Source organism: Micromonospora sp. NPDC004336 (assembly GCF_053602615.1).
Genome location: NZ_JBSGDY010000363.1, coordinates 1 through 1,595 on the forward strand (window position 1 = coordinate 1; position 1,595 = coordinate 1,595).

The 1,595-nt window shown below is 70.2% G+C and carries 1 protein-coding gene; it reads left to right on the plus strand.

Going from position 1 to position 1,595, the window contains the following annotated elements:
• Window positions 1-113: 113 nt before the first annotated feature.
• A complete protein-coding gene (locus ACWENR_RS30745; RefSeq protein WP_452280436.1) occupies window positions 114-1,586 on the plus strand; it encodes an NF041680 family putative transposase in 1,473 nt (490 codons plus the stop codon).
• Window positions 1,587-1,595: the final 9 nt, after the last annotated feature.

Sequence of the window (1,595 nt, forward strand, 5' to 3'; positions counted from 1 at the left end):
CTTGATCTTTAACCTGCTGGGCGGTGGCATCGACCCCGGCTGATCATGGGGACAGCCCTTGATCGATCATTCCTCTTGTCTAGGGAAGAAGATCGCAAACCAAGGGCTGTCTGGTGATCAGTGTGCACGATGCCGGGTCGACCGATGAGGTCGGGCGGCTGGCCGCGTTCCGGCGTGAGTTCCATGGCTGTCTGACCGCTCGTGGCGATGCGTTGTTCGAGCTGGCCGACGCGTTGTTGTGTGGTGACGCGCCGGTGCGGTCGCTGGTGGAGTTGTCGCTGGTGGGTGAGCACCGCCGCGGTCACGGCTCGCTGTACGCGGCGTTGAACCGTGGCCGGATCGACATTGAGCGGCTGCGGACCGCGGTGGCGGCGGTGCCGCTGCCGCGGGCCGCGGACGGGCGGATTGTCCTGGCGGTGGACGTGACGTGTTGGCTGCGGCCGGAGGCGCACACCTGCCCGGAGCGGGTGCTGTGCCACACCTACGGGCGTGGCAAGGACACCCACGTCGGGGTTCCGGGCTGGCCGTACTCGTTCGTCACCGCCCTGGAGACCGGGCGCACCTCGTGGACCGCGCCGTTGGACGCCCGGCGGCTGGCGCCCGGCGACGACGCTGCCACGGTCACCGCCGGCCAGTTGCGCGACGTGGTGCAGCGGCTGATCGGTGCTGGGCAGTGGCAGCCTGGTGATCCGGACGTGTGGATCGTCGCGGACGCCGGCTACGACGGGCCCCGGCTGGCGTTCCTGCTGGCCGACCTGCCGGTGCAGGTTCTGGTGCGGATGCGTTCGGACCGGGTGCTGCGCCGACCCGCGCCACCCCGGCTGCCGGGCACCACCGGCCGCCCACGACGCCATGGCGGCGAGTTCATCTTCGGTGACCCGGCCAGCTGGGGCGACCCGGACGTGGCCACGAGCACCGACACCCGTCTCTACGGTGCCGCGACCGTGCGGGCCTGGCACCGGCTGCACCCACGGCTGACCCACCGCACCGCCTGGACCGCCCAGCACGGTCCGCTGCCGATCATCGAGGGCGCCGTGATTCTGTTGACTGTCGACCGACTGCCCTCCGGTGCCACCGCGAAACCGGTCTGGCTCTGGTGGTCCCAGCCGGCCGCCACACGCGCCGAGGTGGACCTGCTCTGGCAAGTGTTCCTGCGCCGCTTCGACATCGAGCACACCTTCCGCATGCTCAAACAGACCCTCGGCTGGACCAGCCCCAAGCTGCGCGACCCGAATGCCGCTGACCGCTGGACCTGGCTCGTGATGGCCGCCTACACCCAGCTACGCCTCGCCCGAGGCGCCGCCGGCGACCTGCGCCGGCCCTGGGAACGCCCCGCACCACCCGAACGACTCACACCCGCCCGCGTCCGCCGCGCGTTTCGGCACCTACGCACCAAAGCCGGCTGCCCCGCCGCCGCACCAAAACCGAGCCGACCAGGCCCCGGACGACCGCCCGGACACCCCAACCGCCACCGAGCAGCCCGCCACGACGTCCACATCGTCACCGCCGCGACCAGGACAAAATCGAAAGGTGGCACGCAGAAAACGAAGACTTCGAATAACCCGAGGCCACGCCGCACAGGTTAAAGATCAAGC